Annotated in this window: 3 protein-coding genes; 1 reads left to right on the top strand and 2 read right to left on the bottom strand. The window is 60.0% G+C overall.

All coding sequences use genetic code 11. The features are described from left to right. A partial coding sequence (locus NH448_RS23310) for a thiamine pyrophosphate-dependent enzyme (protein WP_253029583.1) occupies positions 1-664 on the top strand: 664 nt, incomplete at its 5' end. A 573-nt stretch (positions 665-1,237) separates the two neighbouring features. On the opposite strand, the gene NH448_RS23305 is transcribed toward NH448_RS23310, so the two are convergent. Further along, entirely contained in the window at positions 1,238-1,705 is a 468-nt protein-coding gene (locus NH448_RS23305) for a hypothetical protein (RefSeq protein WP_157033025.1), read from the bottom strand. Beyond that, positions 1,699-3,174 (bottom strand): RHS repeat-associated core domain-containing protein (locus NH448_RS23300; protein WP_253029582.1); only part of this gene is annotated, 1,476 nt, incomplete at its 5' end. The genes NH448_RS23300 and NH448_RS23305, both read right to left, overlap by 7 nt.

The following is a 3,174-nucleotide window of genomic DNA, read 5'->3' as shown; positions in this document are numbered from 1 at the left end:
CTGGGCCGACCAGACGCGCGCCGCGCGCGCCGACTACCTGGCGACGCTTGAGCCCCAGCCGGCCCCGGGGCCGCTGAGTCTCGACAAGGTCGCCGCCAGCGTCGATCGTCGCCTGGACGGCCAGGGCTGCATCAGCGTGGGGGCCGGCAACTATGCGCTGTACGCCCACCGTTACGTGCGCTTCGCTGGGCTCGGCAGCTCGCTGGCGCCGACGGTGGGCTCCATGGGCTACGGCCTGCCGGCGGCGATCTCGTTCAAGCTCGAGCACCCCGATCGCCCGGCGGTGTGCTTCGCCGGTGACGGCTGCTTCCAGATGAACCTGCAGGAGCTGGGGGTGGCGCTGCAGTACGACGTCGGCCTGGTGATCCTTCTGTTCAACAACGGCATGTGGGGCACCATCCGCGCCCACCAGGAAAACGACTTTCCCGGCCGCGAGATCGCCCTGACCTTCACCAACCCGGCCTTCACCACCCTGGTCGAGTCCTATGGCGGCCTGGGCGAGATCGTCGAGCGTGACGAGGACTTCGACGCCGCCTTCGAGCGCGCCCTGGCCTTCGCCGAGCGCGAACGCCGTCCGGCGCTGATCGAATTGCGCTACGAGGCCGACGGCATCGCCCCGGGCAAGCGCCTGAGCGCCATCCGCGAGGCTGCCCTGGCGCGATAGCGCCATTGCATAAGCCGCGCTAGTGCCATTGCATAAGCTGCGCTAGTGCCATTGCATAAGCCGCGATAACGCCAATCTAAAAAGGCGCGGTAGCGCCGGTAAAGAAAGGCGCGCGAGCGCCCTGGTCCAGGCCCGTGTAGCGACGGATTAAAGTCCCTGAAGACTCGCTGAGCAGGGGGATCGGCCCCGCGCGGGCTTGGTCAGGTGTGACCACTCAGGTTCGACAGTTGGGCGCGTAAGCTTCTGATTGACCGAAGAACGCCGTGTCGAAATTGGCACCACAAGGGTGATTCGGTGTAGCGGGTGGTGGGCGCCGGCTGGCCCATGGGGTCGCTGGCTCTCGCGTTCCAGCATCCGGCCCATGGCGTCGCGGGTGAAGGTGGTGACCAGCTCACCTTCGCGAAGCTCGATCAGGGCGCCGCCATCGTCGTAGCGGTAGTGGCGGGTGCGCCCGTCGAAGCAGGTGTCCACGATTGCTGGGTAAGATCAAGTTGATGCGCTGGTTGATGCAGGCATTGTGACTTCCAATGCTATTTTTACTGAATGCGACATCCAGCGTCGAAGATCAGCTATTTACCACTCAGAGAGCCTGATAAAATTCTCTTCTTCTAAGAGACAAAGCCCGTGATCAGCATCTTCAGAAATAAGCACAATATCTCCCTCAATGTTTTTTAACGCAACCCTCAAGCAATCTAGGTTTCTACTGCTGAAGGTCAGGCCAAAGACTCGTTTATTCCAAGAAAGAAGTGTTATTTTTTTATTGTCTAATTGAGAAATAAATCCATCTACTATTTCTTGTTTTTTTTCAAAAGTTAATGAATTTGACGTGTTTTTTTCGATTGGGTCGCTGTTGGGAAAGTTAAATTTTTCGATCTCATGAGATATTGCTTTTTCAAATGCTATTTGCATAAGGTTTGCTGCCAAACCACCTGTGGTAAAGTCTTTCGGAGAAAAGCAATCCTCAATTTTTAGAGAAAATAGTATTCCTCTCATTCTTTGAATATCTTTTAAATCTTCTATGCGCTGCTTTCTAGCTAACATGAGCACCCCCTTCTGCTAGCTGAAAAACCTCTATCATCTTCTGGGTGATGCCCTGGTAGCTGGTCATATCGTCCTGGCTCCATTGGATCGCCTTTTGAGTCAGTTGCGCCGTGGAAGTGTGGCCCACGTCCAAACTGATCATCTTCATGGAGAACTACATAGCGACGGTCCCCAGGCTGCTCTCCGAACTGATAAACTGTTCGATTCTCGTAATTGTTGTCGTAAACATACTTGTGGGTATCAAACTGTGATGACTGTGGTATGCCGGCTTGACGTTTGGCAGCTCTAAATTCAGCTCTTCTCGTTGGAGTTTCCGCGCCACTCAACCCCAGCGGATCCACCCATCCTGTCGGATTGGGGGCGTACATGTACAGATTTTCGCCGCCGGCCAAGCCGATGGGATCCTGGGTGGTGAAGCGTCCCGTCTCTGGATCATAGTACCGATGGCGGTTGTAGTGCAGCCCGGTTTCTTCATCTAGGTACTGGCCCTGGAAGCGCAAGGGGTTGTCGGTGCGGGCGTCGTTGCCCTGGCCATCGCTGGTGTGGTGGAGCTGGCCCCAGGCGCGGTACTGGCCGACCCATGCGAGCTTGCCGTCGCATTCTGCCAGCTCCATCGGGGTGCCGAGGTGGTCGGTGTGGATGCTGTAGAGCGTCGGCTCGGTTGGCTGGTATTCGGTATAGAGCACCGTGCCGGTGCCGCTGCGGGTGTGGACGGCCTTAAAGCGGTTTTCGAGCTTGGCGGCGGGCACGAAGCTGTCGGGTTCGAACAGGTAGACCACCCGCCGTTCGGGGGTGAGGCCGGGGTACTCGAGCCGATGGCAGCGCTGGGCGATGGGCAGCGAGTGCTGCCGCTCGGGGTTCTCGCGGGCCAGTTCCAGTCGTTCGGGGCGAAACAGCGGCGGCAGGCCACCGACAAAACGCTCTTCGCTTTGCAGCAGGTCACCGTCCCAGTTGAACACCGTCAGCTCACTGGGCTGGCCCTGGCGGTTCACCTCTTTCCACACCCGTCGGCCGAGGCCGTCGTAGGCGTAGCGGGCGCGCATGCGCGGCACCGTGTCATCGCCCGCGGCGGGGGCATGAGGGTAGTGGCTGGCCTCGATCAGTCGGTGTTCGGGGTCGTACTGGTAATGCCAGGTCTCGCCGCTGGGGGCGATGCGTCGGGTCAGGTTGCCGCTGGCGTCGTAGTGGTAGTGGGTGCCGGCGTAGCGCTTGAGCAGGTTGCCCATGGCCGGTGACAGGCTGGCCGGTGCGCCAGGGCAATCGAGGCGAATGCGCTCCTCGGACCCGTGGTCGAGGTGATCGCGGGGGCGTTCGTGTCGCCAGCGGGTGGCGTCGGAGGGCGGGGTGTTGCTGCCGTTTTCGCTGGTTCGTTCTGGCGGCACGGGATCGACCAGATTGCCGGCCGGGTCGAAGGCGAACACTTCCTCAAGCCCTGGGGCGCTTGCCTGGCGCAGCCGGCCCAGTGGGTC

It is taken from the genome of Halomonas sp. OfavH-34-E, assembly GCF_024124525.1.
GTDB classification, from domain to species: Bacteria; Pseudomonadota; Gammaproteobacteria; order Pseudomonadales; family Halomonadaceae; genus Halomonas; species Halomonas litopenaei.
The sequence above is the reverse complement of the archived record's forward strand: the minus strand, read 5'-3'. Positions and strand labels throughout refer to the sequence as shown.